At 44.7% G+C, this 2132-nt stretch carries 1 protein-coding gene; it reads left to right on the forward strand.

What is annotated here, in order from left to right; all coding sequences use genetic code 11:
• The first annotated feature begins 616 nt into the window (after positions 1 to 616).
• Positions 617 to 1867 carry an RNA polymerase sigma factor RpoD gene (rpoD, locus tag PX482_RS09800; RefSeq protein ID WP_002758696.1) on the forward strand — a complete coding sequence of 417 codons (1251 nt, stop codon included), beginning with the start codon at positions 617 to 619 and terminating at the stop codon, positions 1865 to 1867.
• Positions 1868 to 2132: the final 265 nt, after the last annotated feature.

The raw sequence follows: 2132 nt of genomic DNA on the forward strand, positions 1-2132 counted from the left end.
ACACCCCACACCCCACACCCCACACCCCACACCCCACACCCCACACCCCACGGTGCTATTGGAGAAAATCTTAAATTTGTCTCGCAAATTTCTAAAATGTTGCTAAGTTAATATTATGAGCTTGCGCTCTAACAATTTTAATACACTTGTATTGAAATTGGATTCGCGTAAAAGCAATGAGGGATGAAATTTGTCCGTAAGAATCCGATCAAATTAAATACAATAGCTAAAGACTAAAGGAATTAGCAAGGGCCAATAGGGATTATGTTCCTCTTGCCAGTGGGAACAGTTAACCCATCCCATAATTCCTTTGATACTTAGCTATCTGGTCAACACCGCAGACAAACCGGCGATCGGATTCCAGTCCTCCAGCCATTTACCCAATTTTTGCAGGAGCCAGATTATGAGTTGACCGAGCTAAAACAGCATTCCGTGTCGCTAAAATCGCATCGACACAAGGAAATTTAAGCAAAAATCTTCTCCCATTTGTTGTAATTAAAGCTACAATCGGAAAAGTCTTTGCCCCTCTCGGATTTGAGACACAAATTTGTTCAGTATCACCTAGATTGAGATTCGATCTTCTAGTTTTGCACAGAAGGAGCAAGAGGAAAACGGCATGATGCAGGCCCACGATGTACTAACCCTTACCGAGCCGCCATTGGATTTAGATTTGATTGACCTAGACGAAGACTTCGATGATGAGGATATCGAGTTAGAGCTAGAAGAAACCAGCGATAGCAACGATGGCAAAAAAAACCGCCGCCTTGCCAGCGCTCGTCGTCGCGACGCCGCTAGAAAAAAACCCTATACGGAAGATTCGATTCGGATTTATCTGCAAGAGATCGGCAGGATTCGGTTATTGAGAGCGGAGGAGGAGATCGAATTAGCGAGAAAAATCGCCGACCTACTGAAATTAGAACGCATTCGCGAAGATTTTTGCCTCTATAGCGATGCTGAATGGGGAAAACAGGTTTTCTTGTTCGAGCGCATCGAGAAAATTATCGCCGAAAAATCGGAAAAAGAACCGAAATTATCGGATATTAAGGCTTATTTAGGTAAGACGGAGCTAATGGCTCCCATGCTGGAAGAATGGCTGGCGAAATCAAAGGAATACTTATCGGCCTTTAAGCGTCGTTTGTACCATGGTCGTCGCGCTAAGGAAAAAATGGTACAATCGAACCTGCGTTTAGTGGTTTCGATCGCCAAGAAATACATGAATCGCGGTCTTTCCTTCCAAGATTTAATTCAAGAAGGTTCCCTCGGTTTGATCCGCGCCGCCGAAAAATTCGACCACGAAAAGGGGTATAAATTCTCCACCTATGCCACTTGGTGGATTCGTCAAGCCATCACCCGGGCGATCGCCGATCAATCCCGCACCATTAGACTTCCCGTCCACCTCTACGAAACCATCTCCCGGATCAAAAAAACCACCAAGATTCTTTCTCAGGAAATGCGTCGCAAACCCACCGAGGAAGAAATCGCCACCAAGATGGAGATGACCATTGAAAAACTGCGTTTTATTGCTAAATCTGCCCAATTACCTATTTCTCTAGAGACTCCCATCGGTAAAGAAGAAGATTCCCGTTTAGGAGACTTTATCGAAGCGGATGGGGAAACCCCAGAAGATGAAGTTTCTAAAAATTTATTACGCGAGGATTTAGAAAACGTCCTCGATACCCTTAGTCCTCGCGAACGCGATGTGCTGCGTCTGCGCTACGGTTTAGATGACGGCCGGATGAAAACACTCGAAGAAATCGGCCAGATTTTCAACGTCACTCGCGAGCGCATTCGTCAAATAGAAGCCAAAGCCCTGCGGAAACTGCGTCACCCTAACCGTAATAGTATCCTCAAAGAGTACATTCGTTAACTTCCCGTCCTTAAAAAACTAGAAACTGAGTCTCCTTGAGGCTCAGTTTTATCGTCATCTACACTTCCCCATCGGTGGGAACCTAATCCTGAAAATATCTCTGGGGTTGCCCCAATCTTGTCCAGAAAACTCTTGCAACAAATAGCACAAATCTGTTATTATGGTTTGTCTGTGTCCCGATTAACCATACCAGTATTGAGAACAAGAAACGACTGTGGCTAATACAAAGTCTGCACTCAAACGAGTCCAAATCTCCGAAAGAAAT

It is taken from the genome of Microcystis sp. M53602_WE12 (genome assembly GCF_030065455.1).
GTDB lineage: Bacteria > Cyanobacteriota > Cyanobacteriia > Cyanobacteriales > Microcystaceae > Microcystis > Microcystis aeruginosa.

Coding starts and splice junctions, on each gene's coding strand:
- rpoD (WP_002758696.1), top strand. CDS start 617: ATGATGCAGGCCCACGATGTACTAACCCTTACCGAGCCGCCATTGGAT.